This is a genomic window from Labrenzia sp. THAF35, assembly GCF_009363595.1.
Lineage (GTDB): Bacteria > Pseudomonadota > Alphaproteobacteria > Rhizobiales > Stappiaceae > Roseibium > Roseibium algicola.
The window spans coordinates 1,445,688-1,468,713 of the sequence record NZ_CP045380.1 but is presented as its reverse complement, the minus strand read 5'-3'; the positions used below and the strand labels follow the sequence as shown (position 1 = coordinate 1,468,713).

10 protein-coding genes are annotated in these 23,026 nt (G+C 60.6%); 6 read left to right on the top strand and 4 right to left on the bottom strand.

Annotated features, from left to right (window positions below; translation table 11 throughout):
* Window positions 1–5: 5 nt before the first annotated feature.
* From FIU93_RS06715 to FIU93_RS31325, 4 genes are read right to left on the bottom strand one after another with little or no spacing between them, the layout of a single operon-like run.
* The gene (locus tag FIU93_RS06715; RefSeq protein WP_152505139.1) at window positions 6–3,344 is read right to left on the bottom strand and encodes a DEAD/DEAH box helicase family protein; all 3,339 of its coding nucleotides are present in this window, start codon (window positions 3,342–3,344) and stop codon (window positions 6–8) included.
* 14 nt (window positions 3,345–3,358) lie between these two features.
* On the bottom strand, window positions 3,359–6,754 hold the full coding sequence (locus FIU93_RS06710; RefSeq protein WP_152505138.1) for a UvrD-helicase domain-containing protein: 3,396 nt from the start codon (window positions 6,752–6,754) through the stop codon (window positions 3,359–3,361).
* Window positions 6,751–9,405 carry a PD-(D/E)XK nuclease family protein gene (locus FIU93_RS06705; protein WP_152505137.1) on the bottom strand — a complete coding sequence of 885 codons (2,655 nt, stop codon included), beginning with the start codon at window positions 9,403–9,405 and terminating at the stop codon, window positions 6,751–6,753. Before FIU93_RS06705 ends, FIU93_RS06710 begins: the two co-directional genes overlap by 4 nt.
* Window positions 9,406–9,423: 18 nt before the next feature.
* On the bottom strand, window positions 9,424–9,567 hold the full coding sequence (locus FIU93_RS31325) for a hypothetical protein (RefSeq protein WP_173017284.1): 144 nt from the start codon (window positions 9,565–9,567) through the stop codon (window positions 9,424–9,426).
* 151 nt (window positions 9,568–9,718) lie between these two features.
* Between FIU93_RS31325 and FIU93_RS06700 the strand changes: the two genes are divergently transcribed.
* Genes FIU93_RS06700 through FIU93_RS06675 form a run of 6 tightly spaced genes read left to right on the top strand, consistent with a single transcriptional unit; the run spans window position 9,719 to window position 23,026 of the window.
* On the top strand, window positions 9,719–10,582 hold the full coding sequence (locus tag FIU93_RS06700; RefSeq protein WP_152505136.1) for a WYL domain-containing protein: 864 nt from the start codon (window positions 9,719–9,721) through the stop codon (window positions 10,580–10,582).
* A 25-nt stretch (window positions 10,583–10,607) separates the two neighbouring features.
* Window positions 10,608–14,111: a helicase-related protein gene (locus FIU93_RS06695; RefSeq protein ID WP_152505135.1), complete on the top strand. Its 3,504-nt coding sequence runs from the start codon at window positions 10,608–10,610 to the stop codon at window positions 14,109–14,111.
* Window positions 14,112–14,120: 9 nt separating this feature from the next.
* Window positions 14,121–14,612, top strand: a complete 492-nt coding sequence (locus FIU93_RS06690; protein WP_152505134.1) for a hypothetical protein — start codon at window positions 14,121–14,123, stop codon at window positions 14,610–14,612.
* Entirely contained in the window at window positions 14,609–18,841 is a 4,233-nt protein-coding gene (locus FIU93_RS06685) for an ATP-binding protein (protein ID WP_152505133.1), read from the top strand. The genes FIU93_RS06690 and FIU93_RS06685 overlap by 4 nt, the downstream gene beginning before the upstream one ends.
* 4 nt (window positions 18,842–18,845) lie before the next feature.
* Window positions 18,846–20,117 (top strand): hypothetical protein, encoded by a 1,272-nt coding sequence (locus tag FIU93_RS06680; protein ID WP_152505132.1) that lies wholly within the window; start codon window positions 18,846–18,848, stop codon window positions 20,115–20,117.
* The gene (locus tag FIU93_RS06675; RefSeq protein WP_152505131.1) at window positions 20,114–23,026 is read left to right on the top strand and encodes a DUF1156 domain-containing protein; all 2,913 of its coding nucleotides are present in this window, start codon (window positions 20,114–20,116) and stop codon (window positions 23,024–23,026) included. Before FIU93_RS06680 ends, FIU93_RS06675 begins: the two co-directional genes overlap by 4 nt.

The window sequence follows — 23,026 nt, the reverse complement described above, 5'->3', positions numbered from 1 at the left end:
AGCGGTCAGCTACTTGCGATTACCTTCAGCCGCATGGCACGCGTCTCAAGGAGATAGGTTTCCACGCTGGCTAGTAGATGCAGCCCTTCCTCTGTGACGGCCGCTCGCGACAGTCCAGGCTGAACAATGCGCACATCGAATTCGTAGCGATAGTCCTGCCAGCTCGCTTTCAGCTTCTTGAGGAAGGCGGCCGTTCCATGTTCGAAGCGGGAAGTCTGGCCCTTCTCGAGGCGCAACTTCTCCCGCTTCAGCATATGAATGAACATTCGATTGGGACGATCACGCCAGCGGGCGGATTTTTGGGCCTGCCCGCACACTTCATAGAGATCTTTCACCCGTGCACCAGGCGTGTCGGAACTGGAATATTTGCAATGGTGAAGCGTCACCTGCACCAGACCTTCAGTTATTCGAAGAGTGACCACATCCGCGATCTCGCCGGCGCCGTCATCGTCGAAAATGAGGTCATATGCGTCACGCTCTGCGAGCAATGTCTCGATGACGCGTCGCTGCACCGAGTCGGCACGCTTCTCAGGTCCCTGCGCCTCGGCGCGGATATTGGTTTTCGACCAATCCCAGGCCTCGATCCGGTCGTTGGGATAGGGTTCGACCACGACGCCTTCAGGCAGGGCATAGAGGTGGCTGTAGATCAGCAGTGAGCCATCTCCAAAGTCGATCTGCGGGGAATCCTCGCCGAAGGATTCCGACAGCGGTTTCACCTTGCCGCTGACCTTTATGGTTGTTTTCGGACCAGAGCGCTGCGGATAGCGGGCGACACCTTCGGCAAACACGATTTCGAATTCGGCGATATGGGTGTCGCTGCGCACAGCGAAGCGCAACGGACCCGTGCGTTCATGATCCAGCAGCTCGATGTCGCATTCGGCGAAGGCTACGGGCTCGGCGCCGAAACTGATTTCTATCCGGTCCTCGATTTGCGTCAGCAGCGATTCAGGCCAGTGGATCGCGACCGGCGGCACATTTGGGCGTTCGCTGATCTGGCGAGGTCGCATCGCGCTCTTGAAGACGCCATCGGTGGTGATCCCTGGATCGTTGACGGCCTTGCCGATATCCGCGCACCATTCGACCCAGTCAGTCAGATCACGAACCCGCGAAATCGACCAGAACTTGCCTTTGGCTGAACAGCCACGAGAGGCGGGAACGCCGTCGAGGAACCCGGTTGCGAACACGTTGTTCTTGATGCGCGACTGGGACTTCGCCGTGTCGAGTCCGTCGGCGACATCGACACCCATATACATGGAGTAGCGGACACCGCGTCCCTGATGGTGCGTCAGGCCAAGATTGCGCAGGATCAGGCGATTGAACCCGTGCAGGCTGCGGAACACCTCCTCGCCCTCGACCCGGCGTGTGGCCTCACCGCAGACCGCCTTGGCCAATCGGTCATACGGTCCCTTGATTGAGCTGCTGATATAGAGGAGCTGACTATCGGGATCCCAATGCATCATGTGCAGGTCCCAGGTGACATTGGTCGCGTGCTGGGCCGTGGTCCAGCCGGCCTGCTCTTCGGAGCGGGTGACGAAGATGGCGACACGCTGGTGTGGGTTAACCTTCATGCCGAGATAGACGCCGGGACTATACAAGTCCTCGGCCCGCAAAGGCTCCCAACCATTGCAATTGGTGCGATAGACGACGGCGTTCATCTTCGGTTCAAGCGTCTGCAGCGGAATGTCGCTCAAGTCGCCTACAAAGCCCTTGAACATCTCGGAACGGCGGACCTGCCGGTCGATCTTCGCGGTGCTGAGTGCCTCAACCAGTGCGTTCCAGTCGGCATCCTCCGCATAGAGCTTGGCCAGTGAACGATCAATGTCGTCAATGCCGGTGTTGGCGATGACGGTGGCGTCGCCGAGGCGCGGATCCTGGCGGGTGAAGCGGCCGACAAACTGGATGGTGACGGCTATGCTCTTGTGCGGATCGTGCAGGGCGGCGATCTTCAGTTCCGGCAGATCGAAACCTTCGCCAAGCATGTCCACGCAAACGATGATCCGGCTCTCGAAGCGCCGCAGAGCGGCAAGGTTTGCACGACGTTCACGGATCGACTGCTGGCTATGAACGATGACCGGACGAAGTTCCGGGTACATCTCGCTGTAAAGCTGGTGGAGGGTTCTGGCACGGTCGATGGTCTGACAGCGCGCCATGGCGAGATGGTTGAGGCCGGCGGCCAGATCACCCTGGAGGACTTCACCGAGCTTCTCCGCGACCGCGAGATCGGCGTCCGCCTGATCGAGCCCGAAAACAGCCTCGAAGCGGATCGGTTTGAAATAGCCTTCGGCCTGCGCCTTCTTGAGCGGATAGGTGTAGATGAACTCGCCGTCGACGCGCCGGCCGTCCTCACGGAACGGTGTGGCGGTGAACTGGACGATCGGAAGCGGCGGCTCGCGATCGGCGAAGAGACCCCGAAAGCGGGCCCAGGTCGGGGCACCGATGTGATGAGCCTCGTCGATAAACAGCGCAGAGGCACGTGCTGCCATCCGCTCCTGGACCGCTGCTTCGGCCCGGCCGGCGATCTGCATCGTCGTGACGATGACATTGGCGCTGTCGAAGATCTCATCCACCTCGGCTACCGTCGTCGGAATGTGCGAAAGGCGCATCACCACGGGAAATACTGCCTTGTCTTCCAGGCATTGCTGTTGCCTCAGCACGCCGAAGGTCTCGAATTTGCCCGCGATCTGCTCTCGCAGGGCGTCCGTCGGCACCACGACCAGTAGTCTCTCGAAGCGCTGGTGGGCGTTGAGCGCGAGCATGGTTTCCGTCTTGCCGGTGCCCGTCGGCATGACGATGGTGGCCGGATCGCTCGATCGCGTCGCATGGGCCAAAGCCGCGTGCAACGCGCCGATTTGAGGACGTCGCAGACCGGGCTGGGCTGGCTGCTCACTTTCGGCTGCTCGTCCCTCCCGGAGATGAAAGGCGCCTGACCAGGATGCCGAAACCGCTGCCAGCCGTTCGACCCGCGCTTGGCGCTTCAACGTGTCGATGCGGATGGGCAACGCAGTCATCCACCGGCCTTTGCCGGCATCGAGTGCTTTGGCGATCTGCGCAGGTTCACTTGCACCGGGGACCAGAAGAATGAGATCCGCCTCCAGCGAGGTGGCAGTCTTCGCATTGAGAATCTTCAGTGCCTCGCCGGTCGGCAGCGTGGTTTCATGACCCGTCGCACGGCGGATCGAAAAGGGTCGCAGCCGGCAGCGCACGCGCAGCGGCGGAACCGCCAACTGGCGTATCGGACTTCCCAGGACCTTGCCCTCGATCGCAAGCCGAGCCGGCAGCAGCAGTTCGACCTCGGGATTGAAGAGATCGTCCTGGGCGGGTTCGGGGCGTTTGCGGGAGGCCATGGTCGCGTCCCAGACTAAGCCGCAATCGTCTGGGGCGAAGGCGGGACGGTGATCACCGTTCCGCTCGTCATCAGAACGATCAGGCCCCGTTCAGCACCGGTCATGTCGAGATAGGCAAGCACTTGGGCCCGATAGTGATCGAGTGTCTCCTGGGCGGGATTCACGTCGCTCTTCCAGTCGATCACGACGGTTGGCCGACCTTCCGGATCAATTGTAAGCGCGTCCGCGATGCCGGCAGTCGCAACCAGCTCGGCATCCTCTTGCTGAAGGGCATAGACCGGAAATTCAGCGAGCAATGAGGGACGCAAGGCCGCCACCTCCGACAAGGCCAGCGTTCGCGTAACGCAACCGACCAGTTCCTCAGGCGAAAGCCCGTTCGCCGGCTCGGAGGCGGGCTCCTCGCCGAGCGCACGGATGAGGTCAGCGGCACGCGCGATGAGAGCCGCGCCGGCCTCGTCGCATTCCCCTGTCAGAATTTCTTCCATGAGCTTGTGAAGGATAAGTCCACGCGCGCGCCCGCCCTGGAGGGAGGCGGCCGCTTCTGCGTCTGGTGCCGAAGTATCAGCGGAGCCGATCCATATATCCGGCTCTTCTTCCTGAAGCACCGAACCGGTCGCCGTCTCGTCGCGGCTCGGCGCAAGCCAGGTCAGGTGCATCTGCCTTTCAGCAATCAAATCAGCCTCAGTGTCAAAGCTCTCCCGTGTCTGGTCGTTTGCGGCATCGCCTGTCACCACGATCGGATCGATCGGCAGATGCGACACGTCAAGGGGAGGGAGTTCTGTCAGGGACAGGTCCACCAGGCCGATCCAGGCCGACGCTGAAGGCGTGGCGTCGAGCCGCGGCAAGACCAAGAGCTCCCGGGCGCGGGTTGCCGCGACATACCAGAGCCGAACCCGCTCGCGGTCCAGTTCATCCTTCTCAGCCTGCCGCGCCGCGTCGTAACCGGACGGAGGGACACCCAGAACCGGGCAGTAGAAGGTATCAGTCTGGCGATCGGTCACGGCGCTATCAGGCGCCATCACACCTGTCATGGTGTTAATGGGGATGACGACCGGCCATTCGAGACCTTTCGCGGCATGCATCGTGTAGAGGGCGACGGCTTCTTCCTGCGCATCAGGCCGGCCTTCCACGGCACGGGCCTCATCCATCCATGCCGCCGTTATTGTCTCGGAAAAGGCCCGCAGGCCGCGTACTGCATAGCTGACGGCGAGGCTGAGATAGAGATCGACATTGGCAAGCGCTCGTTCTGCCTGACCGCGATGCCGTTCCAGAAGAACAGGGCGTACCCGAAGGACATCAACGGCCTGCGAAAGAAGATCGTGCGGTGTCGTGCTGTTGGCGCGTTTCTGGAGCGCCTGCAGCCGCTCGATCACATCGCGCGCCAGCGGATGCATTATTGTCGCCGGGTCGACACCGAGGTCGAGCCACGGGATCCGGTCGGGTTCTTGTTCCGAACGCGGAAGCGCCCAGACGATGTCCAGGAGTTCCTCTTCGCTGAGCCCGACAATCGGGCCGCGCAGCAGTGCGCCGAGCGCCAGCGTATCACGACGATCGGCGAGAACCCGCGTGATCGCGATGAGGTCCTGAACTTCCTGCCGACGAAACAGACCTTTACCGGCCTGGGTTGCGACCGGGATGCCACGGCGTTCAAGGGCTTCTTCATAACGCCAGAGTTCCGCGCCGGTCGGGGCGAGCAGGGCGATGTCGCCTGGCTGGCAGGGGCGTTGTGCACCGGCTTTGCGATCCCGGACCGGATGACTGCCGATCAACCGCGCGCAAAGTTCAGCCACCGATTCGGCTTCGGCGTCGCGTCGCTGCTCGGCGCTGGCCTTGCCGTTCTCGTCAGCAACCGCGATATCGATCGCCGCGACGCAGACGCCATCATCCGGATCGCTGTGGAAGGGATCGAGCGCTGTGAAGCCGGGCTGGCCATCAGCCGATAGAACAGCCTCGAACCGTTCGTTGACGAAAGTGAGGATCGAGGCACAGGAACGGAAATTGGTCGAGATCGAAACGAGTCCGTCCACGTCCTGATTCGAGAAGGCCGTGCGGGCCTGGACATAAGCACCGACATCCGCGCTGCGGAAGCGGTAGATTGCCTGCTTGGGGTCACCGACCAAGAAGAGTGCGCCCGGCCTAATCCGGAAGTTCGTCCAGTCCTTCGGGTCATCGCCGGGATCACCGCATAGACGCCAAAAGATTTCGGCCTGGAGCGGGTCGGTGTCCTGAAACTCGTCGACCAAGACCTTTGAATACCGCTGACCGAGCGCCTGTCGCACAATTTCATGGTCACGCAACAGATCGCGCGCGGCGTAGATAAGATCGTCGAAATCAAGCTGGGCGCTGGCGCGCTTGTGCTCGCGATAGCGTGCCAGGATTGTGCGTGCTTCATCTATCAATGTCGTCAGGACCTGGCCGGAAACCGCCTGGAGCAGTGCGGTCCACGCGCCACAGCACGCCTCGTACAAACCGCTGGCCGTATCGTTCAGCCTGTCACCGTCTGCCTTGGAAAGCCCGGCCTGCTTGGCCGCCGCCGCCCATTTGCCCTTCTTGCGGTAGGCGTAAAAACTGCCTGCCCCGGTCGTAAGGTCGGGATGCGGACGTGCAACCAGCAGCCCGACGAGTGCGGCGGGCGTGGAACCATCTGCAACGGATGGAAGGGCAGCCACCATTTCAGAAAAGCGCGCGGCGAAGACCTCCGTTTCCGGCTCATCGACGCCGGCACCTTGCACAAAGGCCGATAGTTCGTCGGCCGCCTGCTGGAAGGCTTGCAGGTGGCTTGCAAAGAGCATCGCGTCCGGTGCGACCAGATTCCTCGAACGCCGGAGGGCTTCGGCGATCTTATGCATCAGAGCGACGGTCTCTCCCGGGCTATGCAGCACCATCTCGGCCAGGACACCGCCCTGATCGCCAGACAATCGCTCGCGCAGCCAGCCATCGACGATTTCGAGGAAGTTGAGATCGGCCTGGTTGCGATCGATGACCGCTGCGCCCGGATCGATATCAGCTTCCGCCGGGTAGGGCTTGATCAATCGCTGACAGAAGCCGTGGATGGTCGAGCAGGTGATTTCGTCGATCGCCGTGCTGGCCGAAATCAGATTGTCGCGCTGCGCCGCAGACAGTCCCTCCGGCAGGCCGGCGCGGAGCTCCGGTGCGACATGGCCGGCGGCGAGATCTTCGACGAAATCGCGGACGCGCAAGAGGAGCTCGCTGGCCGCCAGTTCTGTAAACGTAACCGCGGCGATGGAACTTGGCGCGACACCCTGCGCCAGCATGACAGCGATCCTGCCGGCCATGACGGCGGTCTTGCCCGACCCCGCGCCGGCCTCCACCAGGATGGACCGGTCGTGGCGGCTGATAGCGTCACGCCGGGCACCATCATCCTTGAGGACTTCCACGCTGCTCATCATTCCGCCTCCCAGATCGGCGCGACTTCGCTCAACCGCTCGATTGCAGCGGCTTGCTTGCGTTTGCAGTAGGTGGCGCCTGCGTTTGCCGGCAGGGCAAAAGCGAGATCGTCATAGTCGCCTCCGGTATCCGGCCCGGGCAGTGCAGCGCCGCTGGCCAATGCGGTTCTCGCCGCCTGCAGATATGCCTTGATCTCCGCCAGGACGATGTCCGGCTCGTCAAGCCGGAGGTCAAGCGGTTCACGCGGATAGAGCAGCGAGGCACTGATCGCGATGTGGTCGCCCAGGAGCGCCTTGACGGCGAAGGCATAGAGGCAACGCTGAAGCTCGCGGCCGCCGTTCATGCGGATGTTGCCTTTGGGCGACTTACCGGTCTTGTAGTCGCGTACGAGCGCCCAACTGCCGTCATCAGCGATGTCGAGCCGATCGATATAGCCGGCAATCTGAAATCCGGTGTCGGGGATGATCACCGGCACACTGGCGTCCCAGGGCAATGCCGCCTCCGACTTGGGCTCGGACCCGCCGAACGGGACTTCGCCAAAGGATCGGCTGCCCGGCAAATGATCATTGCCATAGGCAAGCGCCTGTCCGGCAAGAGCGCGCGCGTCCCCAAGCGTGCGGCCCCAGATAACAGCGGGCGGAACGGGCCGTTCGCTTTCCCATTCGGCCGCCACCGCACCAGCAGCTTCGTCCACCGCAGCCCGAACGGCAGCCACGTCGGCGGACGCGATACCGCCTGTCGCCTCGAGGTTTCGCAGGGCGCCGTCGAGCACCAGATGGATGAGGTCGCCGGTTTGCAGGGCGTCAAGCACGAGCGGCTCGGCACTGCCTTGCGGGGATTTCCAACCGAGAGCATAGCGCCAGAGGAAGTTGATGGGGCTGCGCAGCAGTGTCTTGAGCGAGCTCGCCGACTGGGTCCGCGCGAGGATCGCGAGAACCAAAGGATGATCAGACCTGACCATTCCATCATGAGCTGTCACATCGGCCATGCGCCAATCGCGCCAGCAGGAACGCGCACTCAATGCCTGGGGATCGGCGGCGAATTCCTGTGGCCGCGCCATCAGCCGGTCGGTTTCACTGAAGGCATGGGCGGGAACGGCGTTGCGCCGCAGATAGGCTTCCTCGTCATAGGTGGCGAGGAGAGGGCTGCGACCCAGCAGCCGGCCGTCGCTGTCGCGTCGGGCGCGGGTGAGGACGACGTCGCTGCCCGTAGTGGCGAGGATCGTATCAAAGTCACGGCGATCTGCCAGATTGACGGGAAGCGGGTCGAGCTCGCCCGTTGGAATGATGTGGTCCGGGATCAGCCGATCTTCGGCGATCCCGCGTGGCCAGCGGGAGGAATTGAGACCGATCAGCCGAGCGAAGCGTCGCGGCGACGCGGCGAGGGCGCTGGCCGGCATCCAGGCCACGGAGACGGAGGCCTCGAGCCCGTCATCCTGTTTCAATGATTCCAGCGTGCTGTCGATCGCGCCGGCGGGCCCTGCCAGAAGGGCTTTGCGCCAGATGGACAATGCCCGGCCCTTGAGGAAGGCTTCGCCGATCTCCTGTACCGCGTCCGGTCCCTTTGCCAGCAGATCGACCGCAGCACGCAACACCGGGGCGTGATCCATGCCGTCAGGCCAGTCGTCTGGCGCGAGGCGCGCCAGCAGTTGGTTCCAGGCGGACGGCGTTGACAAGGGTGCATCGCTTGGAAGGACGCGCATCCAGCCATCGGGAAGGGAAGCCAGAGGTGCAGAATCGCGGCACAGGGCGGCGAGACGGCGCAAGCGCGACTGCGAAAGTCCGCGCACGACGATGTCGGCGAGTGCCGCTGCCGCTTGTCCGTCACGTGTCGTGACGGCAGGGACGCCATGAACGAAATGCAGATCAATATTGGCATCGGCTCGCAGCGCGAGAAAATGATCGTCGTAGTCGGCCGGCGACGCGGTGGCGATGGCAATGTCGGCGGGCGATACGCCCGACGCGAGCAGTGACCGAACCCAACGCAGTGTCTCGACTGCCTCATGGTAAGCGGTCGCGGCACTGACGGATCGAATGGTCGGCGCCTCAGCATCGCCTCGAGAGACAGCAACTCCGCTTTCCTTGAGCCAGGCTGGGACAGGGCGAGGACCTGACGTCCATTGCATGGGGATGTGCTCGGCGAGCGCCTTCAGCAGAGGCCGCCAGCAGGGAGACAGTTCGGTCAGTCCGACGATTTCCATCGAGCCGAATATGGCGGGCGCATGGGTGATCCGGCTGATGGCTGTGGCGACAATATCGACCGAACACATCATTCCGCCCGGAAGTTCGGTGAGAACAGCGGCCTCCAGGCGAGCGATGGCTTCAAGCCTTGGATGATCAGCTGACCGGGAGGCAAGATCGATACCTGCCCGCCACGCCTTGTGCAGTGTGTCGGCGGCCGCGCCGATCATGCCCGGCAGCATCTTGATATCTTCCAGTTCGCCCATCGGTGTTTCAGGGAGGACCGTCTGGATCGCCGCGCGCAGGCTTTCTTCGTCGATCGCGCGGGTGAAGCCGCCCGCGAGCCGCACCGCGGCTTGTTCGAATGACATGATCTGGAGGCCATGTTGACCGCCACGAGCCGCCGCGAGGCGGGCCTCCCGCATTGCCAGGCGACCATACACGACAAGGGTGGATCGCTTCGCGGCCGTCATCGCTGCCCCCTTTCCGGGTTACTTCTTGTTCGGACGCTGGGTCAGCGCCGACGCAGCCGCGCTCTTGGCTGCCTTGCTGCTATTCGGGTTCCGTAAGACCTTCGCGGCTGCGCTCGCCGCCTTCTTGCTGGTTACCTCACGGTTTGCACTGCGCTTCGGCATCACCCTCTCCTTCGGCAATTAGCGATGTTCTGCCGTTGACGAACGGCTATAATGGGAATAATAATTACACGGACTTTCCGTCTTGTCCATATAGTTTATAGTCTGACCAAGGTGGCCAATCGTATAGTTTCTCGCAGTCAGGGAGCCGTGAGTGCGCTGGGGTGTTGAGCAAAGGCTTGAATTTATTGAGTTTCGCCTGTTCTGGGAGGGCTCGATCAACCGCGCCGACATCGTTGAGTTTTTTGGCGTGTCGGTTCCGCAGGCTTCGAAAGATCTGGCGCTTTATCAGGAGAGGGCGCCCGGAAACATGGAGTATGACAAGCGCGGCAAGCGCTATGTTGCTGCCAAGAAGTTTGTCCTGCGCTTCCTGGATCCCGACCCTTATGTCTATCTCGCCCAGCTTCGTTCAGTTGCCGAAGGCTCCGTCCCATCAAGTGATTCCTGGATTGCGGAACTCCCCAAGACCGATGTTGCGCTAACGCCCAAGCGGGATGTCGACATCGAGGTTCTGCGCAAGATTCTCGATGCCGTGCGCGAAGGCGTCTCGGTGGATGTCTTCTATCAGTCTATGAACAAAGTTCGCCCGGATCCGATTTGGAGAAGGATCACGCCGCATGCGTTTGGCTATGACGGGTTCCGTTGGCATGTTCGCGCCTATTGTCACCTTGAGCACAAGTTCAAGGACTTCCTGTTGCCACGGACGCTTGAAGTCGGCGGCAAAGGCGACCCCGGGGCAACTGGCGAGCAGGACTGGCTCTGGAACAACTTTTTCGACGTGGTCATCGGTCCGCATCCCGATCTCACGGAGAGCCAGAAAAAGGTTGTCGCCAAAGACTACGGGTTCGACCACGGGAGCGGCGTTCTTTCGGTTCGCTATGCAATGCTGTTCTATGTTCTCAAGCGACTTGGCTTGCTTGTGGATGCGGCAAAGCAAAGCCCTCGTACGCAGCATATCGTTGCATTAAACCGCAAGGAGACTGAGGCGGCGCTGGAAAAGGCGGAGCTTCAGCTATGAAGATTTCGGGGGGAAGCGTCGACTGATGGGTGCAAAACTCGAGGATGTAAAGAACGGCGCGTCGATCTGCGGTATTGCCTCGGCGAGGCCGGCGCATGTCGTTTCGGTCGACTGGATTGGCGACCAGGCGATTAACGTCGTCTACCGCGACCATAACGGAACGGTGGCGGAGTCGGTCCTCTATCGCGACGATGAGCATCGCCTTGAGGTGGAGCAGAGCGGTCGAGCCTGGTCGTTCGATGCCGATGGCGCGCTTTTGCGTCTCGTGACCGAGGCCAACCGCATCAAGCTGGCACACTATTTCGACCCCTACCTCGCCATTCACACGAGCCTGGTCGATCCGTTGCCGCACCAGATCTCAGCAGTATACGGCGAGATGCTGCCGCGCCAGCCGTTGCGTTTCCTCCTCGCAGACGACCCTGGTGCCGGTAAGACGATCATGGCCGGCCTGCTCCTCAAGGAGTTGATCGCACGAAGTGATCTCGAACGATGCCTGATCGTCGCGCCTGGCAGTCTTGTTGAGCAGTGGCAAGACGAACTCGGGCAAAAATTTGATCTGGAATTCGACATCCTCACACGTGACATGATCGAAACCTCGCGGTCGGGCAACCCGTTCAGCGATCGAGACCGGTTAATTGTCAGGCTCGATGTGTTGGCGCGCAACGAGGAGCTTCAGGAGAAGCTCATGAGCGCCCGCGAATGGGACCTGATCGTCTGTGACGAAGCACATCGTATGTCAGCGACGTATTTTGGCGGCGAGGTGAAATATACACGCCGCTATCAAGTCGGGCAGAAGCTTGGGCAAGTCTGTCGCCATCTCCTGCTCATGTCGGCGACCCCACACAATGGTAAGGAGGAGGACTTCCAACTCTTCATGGCACTGCTCGACGGCGATCGTTTCGAAGGCCGATTCCGGGACGGCGTACATTACGCTGACACCGAAGACATGATGCGGAGGCTGACGAAGGAGGAATTGCTCAAGTTCGACGGCCGGCCGCTTTTCCCGCCGCGCCGTGCCCGCACAGTCAAGTACGAGCTCTCCGAAGGCGAGGCCGCCCTTTATACTGCCGTCACCGAATATGTGCGTACCGAAATGAACCGTGTGCAGCGGTTCGCCGAAGGGGATAACAAGAAGCGCAACAATGTTGGTTTCGCATTACAGATCCTGCAACGGCGCCTCGCTTCATCTCCGGCAGCAATCTACCAGTCGCTGAAACGCCGTCGCGAGCGTTTGGAGACAGAGTTGGGCGAAGCGCGGCTGGCGGCCAAAGGGCGCCGTGCCGGAGTCGCTGAGCCGGCGCTCAACGCTGATATGCTGGGCAACATCGAGGAATACGGCCAGGAGGAGATCGACGAACTTGAGGATCTGATTTCAACTGGCGCGACGACGGCTGAGACGATCGAACAGCTTGCGTTGGAAGTCGAGACGCTGAAAGACCTCGAGTCCAAAGCCATGGGCGTCCTGCGTTCCGGCGTGGACACGAAGTGGACCGAACTCAATCGTATTCTCGACGATGATCTCATGACTGACGCGGCGGGGAATCGCCGTAAGTTGATCATCTTCACAGAGCCCAAAGACACGCTTCACTATCTTCTCGACAAGGTACGTGCGCGCCTTGGCAATCCCGAGGCAGTCGACGTGATTCATGGCGGGGTATCGCGCGAGGAACGTCGAAAAGTTATCGAGCGATTCATGCAGGACAAGGACTTGCTTGTCCTTATCGCAAACGACGCAGCCGGCGAGGGTGTGAACCTTCAGCGCGGGCATCTGATGGTCAACTACGACCTTCCATGGAATCCCAACAAGATCGAGCAGAGGTTCGGTCGCATCCATAGAATCGGGCAGTCCGAGGTATGTCACTTGTGGAATCTCGTGGCGGCTGACACGCGCGAAGGTGAAGTCTATGCGCGGCTCCTAGAAAAGCTGGAGACGGCACGGGAGGCATTGGGCGGTCGCGTCTACGATGTGCTGGGTGAGCTTTTTGAAGGTACGTCGCTCAAGGAGCTGCTCCTCCAGGCAGTGCAGTACAGCGAGCAGGAGGATGTGAAAGCATATCTCTTCCGCCAGGTAGATGGAGCAGTCGATCAATCCCATCTGCTGGAGTTACTTCGGCGGCGGGCGCTGACCAACGACACTATGCCCGCGGCCAAGGTCGATGAGCTGCGACTCGAAATGGAGCGTGCCGAAGCACAGCGGCTCCAGCCTCATCACATCCAGAGTTTCTTCATTGAGGCATTCCAGCATCTCGGTGGCCGTCTCAAGCGTCGCGAAGATGGGCGCTGGGAGATCACGCACGTTCCGGTACGCATCCGCGAGCGCGATCGGCAGATTGGCACCGGAGCGCCTGTTCAGAAACAATATGAGCGGATTTGTTTCGACAAGGCCCACATCAACCAGCAGCCAGTCGCTTCCTTTATCTGCCCCGGTCACCCGCTTCTGGAGGCCGTAATCAGCCTGATCCGCGAGCAATATGAGCAGATCATGCGCCAAGGTGCAATCATGGTCGATGAGACCGATCCGGGCGACGCGATTTCGGCAATCTTCCTTCTGGAGCACACAGTACAGGACGGCCGAACCACAAGCGCAGGGAAGCCGCATGTAATCTCGCAGCGCCTCCAGTTCGCCGCAATCGACCGAGCCGGCACGACTGTCAACGCCGGAATCGCGCCTCATCTCAACCTGCGACCGGCAAAGACAGAAGAGATCGACGCTGTGCGTGACCTGCTCGACGAGCAATGGCTGACCAGCGAACTGGAGAAGTCTGCGATCAGGTTTGCCACGGTGGAACTGGCCCAGGAACATGTCTCAGAGGTCAAGGCCCGCCGGTTGCCTGAAGTCGAGAAGGTCGAGCAGGAAGTCCGGGCCCGACTGAAAAAAGAGATCAATTACTGGGACTCGCGTGCCTTCGAACTGAAAGAAGAAGAAAAGGCCGGTAAGCGAACCCGGCTAAACTGGCAGAACGCGCAGCGTCGTGCCGAGGACCTCGCGGAGCGGCAGAAGCGCCGAATGGACCAGCTTGAGCAGGAGCGGTTTATTTCATCCCAACCGCCACGTGTGCGCGGTGGCATGGTGGTCATTCCGCATGGCCTTCTGGCTGCGCGGGATGCCCCCCGAGTTCCAGACCATTTCGCGGAAGATCCCGCCGCCCGCAAGAAAATCGAGATTGCCGCGATGCAAGCGGTGATGGCGGCGGAACGCGCTCTGGGACACGCTCCTGTCGATGTCTCCGGCCAGAAGGTTGGCTACGACATTGCTTCACATGATCCGAAATCGGGGCATCTTCGGTTCATAGAAGTCAAAGGTCGCATCGATGGTGCAAATTCCGTGATGATCACGCGCCAGGAAGTCATCACGTCCTTGCACGAGCCGGAGAAATTCATTCTGGCGATCGTAGCGGTCGCCGACGGCTTCGCCCATGAACCGCGCTACGTGCGTGGCCCGCTCGTCGAGCGGGAGCCCTCGTTCCTTGAAACAGCAATTCAATTCGACCTTCGTCGCCTGCTGGAGCGGGCGCAAGAGCCAGCTTAGGGGGTTGTCGTGATTGATATCCAGGACTTCTCCATCCTCGCCCCTGTTCCGCTGGAGCACCTTCAATCGGGAGCCGAAATCTCCGGCAATACCGGCTTCGTTGCATTTGGCTCGCGCAAGTGGGAGCTGTTCCGCAAAGTCGACGAACTGCGCGCCGATCAGCGTGTTCCTGTCCTCATATATCCGTCGCATGAGGACGTACCGGCGAAGGACAGTTTTATCGTGTCCTGGGTGGGATGGTATGTCGGTTGTGAGGAAAGCGGAAACGGCAAGCATTCGAATGGCATGTTGCATCGCCCCCCGACTACGGGGCAATATTCGTCGGATAATCAAGGGCACTGGGCGGTATTTTGGCACGTGTCCGAACTGTGCGAGCTGGCTGCCGCGCAACGCTTGGCGATTTCCGCGATCCAAACGGTCAAGGGTGGCTGGCGCAAAAGCTCCCCACCGCGCGGACCAGAACTGGTAGCCACTCCCTCTACACTTGAGTGGCCGCTATGAGCGCGGGGCGTCAAATAGCGGCCAGCGCCGCCGCTCCCCCCGGCTATTTCCATCGGATACGGGAAAGCGCGTCGAGACGTTGGGACCAGCTCGAAGCGGACCCGGAGCTCGCAGGTCCTTGGCACCAGCTCTTCAAACAGGTGCAAAGCCCGCGACACATTCTCTCGGAGCTGCTTCAGAACGCCGACGATGCTGGCGCCAAGGAAGCGCGGGTATCGATCGAGAATGATCGCTTCGTGTTCGAGCATGATGGCGAGGATTTCATCGAAGCTCATTTCGCGTCGATCTGCCGCTTCGGCTACTCGAACAAGCGCGCCCTCCATACGATCGGTTTTCGGGGAATCGGCTTCAAGAGCACATTCAGCCTGGGTGATCGGGTCGAGCTTTTCACGCCGACTCTCGCTATCGCCTTCGAACGCACCCGGTTCACCGAACCGCGCTGGATCGACGGCGCGAGCACCACGTCGGGAACGACGCGTGTCGAGGTGGCGATCTCCAACCCCTTGCTGCGCCGTGAGGTCGAAAAGAACCTCGACGAATGGCTGAAAAGCCCGGTGTCGCTGCTCTTCTTCAAGACAATTCGCCGCCTTCAAATCGGCGATGAGGCAGTGCATTGGCAAAGCCTCGGCCCGGGTCCCATCGCCAACAGCGAATGGATGGCCCTTGACGATAAAGCGGATGATCCCTTCCTGCTGGTGCGCTCGGCCGAAGAGGAGTTTCCGGTCGATGCGCTCGACGAGATCCGTAAGGAGCGTATGATTGGCGCCGAGGACGGCGGCGACTTTCCACCCTGCCGGGTGGAGATCGTCCTGGGAGCGAAAGGACGACTCTATGTTGTCCTGCCGACCGGTGTTGAGACCCCGCTTCCCTTCGCCTGCAACGCTCCCTTCATCCAGGATCCTGCGCGACTTAAGATCAAAGATCCAGAGACGTCGCCGACCAATCGCTGGCTGCTGAAGCGCACCGGCGAGCTCGCCGCCAATGCGATGGCAGATTGGCTCGAACAAGCCAAAGCCAGTCCGCGAGAGAGGGCGGATGCCTACGGGTTTCTCCCAGACGTCGACCGAGAGGCGAGCACGCTAGAAGGGACTTGTGCTGCCATTGTCGAGCTGGCGTTTGATGAAGCGATCGGAGATCGGCCGGTCCTGCTCACCGAAGAAGGCCATGTCGCCGCAGCCAACGGGGCGATCGCTGTCCCACAGCCGATATTTGATATCTGGCCCGCCGACCAGGCGATGGCCTTGCTCGATAAACAGTCGCGACCGGCGCTCTGCCAGCATGTGTCGTCGAGAGACCGAACCAAGCTGGTTCATTGGAACCTAGTCGAGGAATTTTCGAAAGCCGATCTGCTTGAGCAACTGCGTAACAAGCATCTCCCCCGACCGTCCACGTGGCGACACCTGCTGAATTTGTGGTCGTATATCGCGCCCGAGGTGACTGGCTGGCAATGCCGCAACGCCGATCAACTACGCGTCGTTCCGGTCCAAGGCAAGGAAGTGCTCTACTCAGCCTCGGAGGTCGTACGACTCGGCGAGAAGAAGTTGCTACAGTCGGACGAGGACTGGGAGTTCCTGGCCGACCATCTGATAGTACTCAACCAGAACTGGACGCGCTTCCTCGCTGAACAGCGTCGCGGCAGGAGTGCCAAGGACACTGGGCGAGGCGACGCTGTCGAGGCAGCCTTCGCGGTGCTAGAGGAGATCGGCCTTGACGGGACCAGCGACGTCAATGCCGTGATCGAACGCGTCGCCGTCGATTACTTCAGTTCTGATCAGCCAAAGCTGGTCGAGTGCGTCCAGCTTGCCCAAATCGCAGCTAAGCTGGGGGTCACCATCGGCGGATCCTTTCGGTATGCCTGTGCTGACCTGAAGCTTCGCGCTATCGAAAAGGCCGTGCTGTTCGATGAGCACGGCACGCTGGAACAGCTGTTGCCAGAGGCAATCCAGAAAACTCGGCTTCTACATCCCGATTATGTTGCGAGCTTCAAGTCCTGTACCCGCGACGAGTGGCTCCAATGGATCTCGTCGGGCAGATCGGGGCTGCGGACATTCCCACCCCTTGCAGAGACGCGGACGTTCTCGGGACGCGAGTCTTCGCTGAATGTCGAGCTCAAGAAGCGAGCATTCTCGGGACGGGTTGAGTATCGGTACAAGGACCCGTGGTTCTATATTAACGATTGGGACTTTCCAGCTGAGCTTTGGACGCATTGGCAGCGCGCAGCAAAGACGGACGACGGCATATGGGCTGCCGTCGCGGAGAGACTGATTGCGGAGAAGAGCGATTTCTGGTCACAGAAGGCATCTGCGACAATCGTTGAGGAAGCTTCCAACGGCCATCGACGAACCGTATTGCGCCGCGGGCTACTTCCGACGTGGGCATCGCGGCTTCGGGAGCTGCCGTGCCTTCGCGATGTGCGCGGTTTCCTGCATAAACCCGGCGATCTTCTGCGGCGCACCCCGGAGACGGAAGCACTGATCGATGTCGAGCCTTTTGTGCAGGGGCTGCTCGACCGGGAAACGACCCGCCCGCTGCTGGACTTGCTCGGCGTCCGGAATACACCGAGCGGCCCGGAGCGCTTGCTCGACCGGCTGCGCGCATTGGCAAAGTCGGACAGGGCTCCTAGCCACGAAGTCGAGAAATGGTATCGCCGTCTCGATCAGATGTTTGACGGAAGCTCGACCACGGACGCGCAGAGCATCAGGGATGCCTTCAGGACCGAGAAACTCATACTTGCCCACGACGGCACGTGGGTCACGTCGGGAGGAGTGTTCCTAGCCGGGGATGAAGAGGATGTTCCTGGCGCTGCGACAGTCCGGGTCTCGGTGGTCGATCTCAGCTTATGGCGGCGCATCGGTGTCGCTGATCGTCCGTCAGCGGACCTGGCGCTACAATGGCTGGGCACTCTGGAATCAGAAAAGGTGCTGTCGCCCGACGATGCGCGTCGCGTTCGCACCCTGCTGGGACGCTACCCGACGCGAATCTGGGAAGAGTGCGGCCATTGGGTGAACCTGCTGGGCGAATGGGTTCCGGTGGACACGCTCGCGTATATGCTCAGCATGCAAAGCCTGTTCACTTACGGGCACCTTCACAATTGGGTAAAACGCAGGACTGCGGATCTCCGTCAGCTCTCGGCCGACACGGTTCAGGCTGTCCCGTTTGCGTCAATGGCTGCGCTATCGGACCTCGTCGAAGAGCGCTTCAACCAGCCTTCGTCGCTTACGGGTCTTGAAGACCGGCGCGCCTGGTTGACAGCGTTCGGAGTTCAGCTCGGGCGGATCGAGTTTGCCGATTCCGCCGACACCGAGCGTGTGAGAGCACTAGCGGAAGCGATTGCGGAGACAAGCTGGGTCCAGGCGCCCAAACTGGAGGTCATTCCCTACCTCGATGGTATGCCCGCTGGCACCGCGCGGCTTACCGACGTCCTTTGGCTGGACCGTCAACTGTTCGTTGGCCCTCTACCGAAGGCGAAGCTCGCCAAGCGCGTGCCCGAGGAGATCGGAAGGAACCTGACTACCGATATTCGCGCAGCCCTAGCCTATGCGTTCGATCGATCGCCTGAGGACATAAAGGACTACCTCGAGGAGAACTTCACGCTTGGCCCTGAGCAAGAAACCGTTGCGTCGGCTGTCGAGCTCCCGCCCGAAGCCGCACCGATTGAGGACGGTGTAGTAGGGGAGCCTTCCGCGGGCGCTGATGAGGATGCTGCGTCGATCGCGAAGGACGATGTCCATCTGTCGGAGGACGATGAATCCACCGCACCGCCCGAACCCGAGCCGCAGCCCAAAGAGCTGGATCATGACTTGATTGACGCTGAAATCGCCACCAAGCCCCGTGTTGCCCCCAAGCCTCCACGTCCCAGCGTCATGGCGCGTTTCGCGCTCGCCCACGGTTACAAGGCCGACGGCAACGACCGCTTTTTCAATTCGGATGGAAGCTGGATCGGCCGCGCCAATGGTGCGAGATTTCCGTGGGAGCGCCGCTCGGCAAGCGGCGAGGTGTTGTGCCACTACTATCCGAAGGAACACTGTCTGGAGCGCGACGCGCTTCAGATCGAAGCTGACATCTGGGGCCTGCTCGATCTGAAGCCCGACGTGTACTCATTCATTCTCGTCAACCCGGAGGGCGAGCCCGTCGAGATGACGGGGACTCACCTACGCGCGCTGCGCGACAACGGCGAGATCACCATTCATCCCGCAACATACAGGCTCGTTTATGACCTCAACGACTAGCGCTATGGCGTTGCCGCTCGACCACATGGCTCGTTGGGGTGGCGTTTCCAAACGGGTCCTTCAGGCGTTTAACGGGCACAGCAACCTCCCCGTCCATGAATTGGCGAAGGCCAAGGTGGAGAAGCCCCACGGTCGTACACGACCGCTACCGAAAGCATCGGGCACCGTGAATTTCAGTGCTTGGCGTCTCGCCCACGCGGTCAAGAAGGCTGATTGCTTGCGGTGGCCGTCCGCGCCAATTCGGTGGGTAGGGGCTACCGGGTTTCTTCTCGAAAACGGTCACCTGTTCGATTGGGACGCGAGCGAATGGTGCCTGAACGAGGGCATGTCAAATTTCTATGCTGACTTCGCCGGCACTGGCTTAGCCGGTCGGATTGCACAAGGTATGGCTCTACTGTTCCTGGAGGACACCGGCTACGCCTATGTCGGTCGCTTTGAAACCGAATGGAGGAAACGCGCCACCACGCAAAATAGGCAATGGCCAGCAGACAAGACGAAGGCACCAGACTTCATCGCCGAAAACGCACGACAGGAATGGGTGCTCGCCGAGTGCAAGGGTGGGTTCTCGACTCCTGGACGGAAACCGCCAATCAAAGGCGCCCTGAGGGAGGGACTGACCCAGCTCGACGGTTGGGACAAATATATCACCCCCCAGCCAATCAAGAGCTTTGCGATCGGCACCTTCCTACGTGAAACCGGAGATACTTCCGGCGAGACATCGCTTATCGCTTTCGTCGACCCTGAACCGGAGATCTCTGAAAATCCTGTCGAATTCCCCCGCGACGCGGTTCGCCGGGCTAATTATTCCTCGTGGCTATCGCTGATGGGATTGGACGACGCGGCTACTCGGCTTCGGGAAGACGAAGAGGAGCCGCGGCGATACGAGTTTCCTCTTCTATCCGTGGGTGGACGCCAATATGCTGTCAGCATCGCGTCTGTGGCGCCGAGGTATCCCGACCTGTCTAGCCGCAAATTCTGGCGTGAATTCCGAGACTGGCCGTTTTGGCCTTTCCCCTGGTTCCGGGATGGCATCGACATCGAACTTGTCGGCCTTGATCTGAAAGTCCTGCGCGCTCTGAGTTCGGCGGTACAGCCGGCTGGTGCTTCAGAGTTGATGGCGCTGGAACCATCGGAGCGGCGAGACACGCCCGCCGATCTGGATGGCGGGACATTTTACGGCAGTGTTTTTTCGGACGGTTCCTTGATGGGCGAGCTAAGGCTTCGGCATCCGGGCGAGCCGTTTCCTGATTTCGATTGGATCGAGGTGGAACTGTGACAGCTTACAAAAAGAAACTCATCGAAGTCGCCATTCCGCTCGAAGCGATCAATGCGGCCTCTGCGCGCGAGAAGTCGATCAGGCATGGCCATCCGTCAACGCTGCATCTGTGGTGGGCGCGGCGGCCGTTAGCTGCGTGTCGAGCTGTTCTTTTTGCCCAGCTGGTTGATGACCCTTCGTCTCACGCCGAAGAACTGCTCGCCAACTCCTCACTCCGTGCTCAGGCGGAAGCGGAACTACCGGAGCGCCTTGCTGCTTGGGAGAAGAGCAAGGCTTCGGCGCAGGGGACGGCGGCGGTTTCACCAGAGCCGACGCTGGAGGACGTAGCGGTCGAGATTGAGCGCAAGCGGCTCTTCGCCATCATCGAGGACCTGGTGAAGTGGGAGAACTCGACTAACGAGAAGGTGCTGAAACGGGCCCGTGTCGAAATCCGCAAGAGCTGCGGCGGCGAGTTGCCGCCAGTCTATGACCCGTTTTCGGGCGGCGGGTCAATCCCGCTGGAGGCGCAGCGTCTCGGTCTGCCCGCCTATGGGTCTGATCTGAACCCGGTCGCGGTGATGATCGGCAAGGCGATGATCGAGATCCCGCCGAAGTTCAAGGACAAGGAGCCGGTCCATCGGGGCGCGAAGGACCGGCAGTTCTATCGTAACGCCGAGGGTCTAGCGGAGGACGTCAAATATTACGGCGAGTGGATGCGCAAGAAGGCATGGGAACGCATCGGGCATCTCTATCCGCAGATTGAACTGACGAAGGGATATGGGGGGGCCAGGGCGACAGTGATTGGTTGGATCTGGGCGCGCACGGTGCCAAGTCCCGATCCAGCGTTCTCGAATGTTGCGGTACCAATCGCATCGAGCTTCCTGCTCAGCACTAAGACCGGCAAGGAGGCGTGGGTCGAGCCCATCGTCGATAAGCAGGCGAAGTCCATTTCCTATCGGGTCAGGCATGGCGGAACCAAAGCCGAGATCGCGGCGGCCAAGGAGGGGACCAAGGCAGGTCGCGGCGCGAATTTCCGCTGCCTTATGTCAGATGCTGCAATCACTCCTGACTATGTGAAGAGTAATGGGCGTGCCGGCAAAATGGGCCAAACGCTGATCGCCATTGTTGCGGAAGGTAATCGCAGCAGAGCCTATGTCGCGCCTACGGAGATGCACGAAACAATCGCCCTGTCGGCAAAGCCTGTATGGGAACCGGTAACCAAACTCCCGAACGATCCTCGCAATTTCTGGACGGTGGACTACGGCCTAGCGACTTTCGGCGACTTGTTCACTGATCGCCAGTTGGTGGCTCTGAACACTTTCAGCGATCTGGTACAGGAAGCACGGGAACAAATTGAGGTCGATGGTTTGGCCGTCGGACTCCAGAACGATGGCGTACCTTTGCGCGATGGCGGTAGCGGAGCCCAAGCCTATGCTGAGGCAGTAAGCGTCTATCTTGGATTGGCGGGTAGCAGACTTGCCGACAGCTGCAACACGATCTGCCGGTGGGCAGCGGACAAGACGCAGCTAAAGAATATGTTCAGTCGGCAGGCTATTCCCATGTCGTGGGATTTTTTCGAGGCCAATCCATTTGCAAGTGCTGCTGGCGATTTTCTCGTGAGCGCGACAACGGTTTCCAAGGTTTTGGACCGGTTTCTACCATTTTCACCGGGTATCGAGTGTAATCAGGACGCGCAGACCGCCGAATACCCAGCGGGGACCGTTATTTCGTGCGATCCGCCCTATTATGACAATATTGGCTATGCGGATTTGTCGGACTTTTTCTACTGCTGGATGAAGCCAAATATCCAGAAGGTATATCCAGAGGTCTTTTCCGTTCTCGCCACGCCCAAGGCCGAGGAGCTGGTAGCAACGCCGTATCGGCATGGGGGGCGCGAGTCTGCCGAACGCTTTTTCCTTGATGGGATGAGCCGTGCAATCGCGAATATGGCGGCCCAATCATCGGATGCGTTTCCGGCGACGATTTATTACGCATTCAAGCAGAGCGAGATTGATCAAGAGGGCATCAGCTCGACAGGTTGGGCCACCTTTCTGCAAGCAGTAGTCGAAGCCGGCTACGCTGTCGTTGGTACTTGGCCGATGCGTACCGAAATGGCGAACCGCATGATCGCCTCGGGGACCAATGCTCTTGCCAACTCCGTCGTCCTCGTTTGTCGAAAGAAGGAAACCACGGCAGAAAGCATTACACGCGCTGAGTTCATCCGTGCATTGAAGCGCGAGCTGCCGCCATCGATCTCCGAGCTTCAGGCCGCCAACATCGCGCCGGCGGATATGCCACAATCAGCCATCGGCCCCGGCATGGGCGTGTTCTCGCGCTACAAGACTGTGCTGGAGTCAGACGACAATCCGATGAGCGTGAAAACCGCGCTTCAGCTCATCAACAAAGAACTCGACGAGTACCTAGGGGGCATCCAGGGTGAGTTCGACGCGGACACCCGGTTCGCCATCACCTGGTTCGAGCAGCACGGGAAAGGCAAGGGGGACTATGGTGTGGCTGACAACCTTGCCCGTGCGCGCGGTATCGCGGTCGAAAGCGTCAAGCACGCCGGGATCATAGATAGCGCCGCCGGCAAGGTCCGCATCCTCGCCCGTGACGAACTCGACAAGGATTGGGATCCGGAAGAGGACAGACACCTGACGGTGTGGGAGTGTCTCCAGCATTTGATCCGCCTGCACGAGAAGGACGGTATCTCCCACGATACCGCCGTCCTTTTGAAGAAGATCAGCACCCAGGCCGTGGCGGTGAAGGATCTCGCCTACTGCCTCTACGACATCAGCGCAAACAAGCGGAAGGATGCGAAGGAGGCCACGGCCTACAACGCCCTGATCGCCGATTGGACTGAGCTGACAAAGGCCGCGGCGTCCATCCACGACGCACGCGGCGATCGTCAGATCCGGTTGGATATTTGA

What these genes read in the sequence shown, in the direction of transcription:
- FIU93_RS06715 (WP_152505139.1), bottom strand. Translation starts at nt 3,344, where the DNA reads ATGGCCTCCCGCAAACGCCCCGAACCCGCCCAGGACGATCTCTTCAAT.
- FIU93_RS06695 (WP_152505135.1), top strand. Translation starts at nt 10,608, where the DNA reads ATGGGTGCAAAACTCGAGGATGTAAAGAACGGCGCGTCGATCTGCGGT.
- FIU93_RS06710 (WP_152505138.1), bottom strand. Translation starts at nt 6,754, where the DNA reads ATGATGAGCAGCGTGGAAGTCCTCAAGGATGATGGTGCCCGGCGTGAC.
- FIU93_RS06685 (WP_152505133.1), top strand. Translation starts at nt 14,609, where the DNA reads ATGAGCGCGGGGCGTCAAATAGCGGCCAGCGCCGCCGCTCCCCCCGGC.
- FIU93_RS06705 (WP_152505137.1), bottom strand. Translation starts at nt 9,405, where the DNA reads ATGACGGCCGCGAAGCGATCCACCCTTGTCGTGTATGGTCGCCTGGCA.
- FIU93_RS31325 (WP_173017284.1), bottom strand. Translation starts at nt 9,567, where the DNA reads ATGCCGAAGCGCAGTGCAAACCGTGAGGTAACCAGCAAGAAGGCGGCG.
- FIU93_RS06680 (WP_152505132.1), top strand. Translation starts at nt 18,846, where the DNA reads ATGGCGTTGCCGCTCGACCACATGGCTCGTTGGGGTGGCGTTTCCAAA.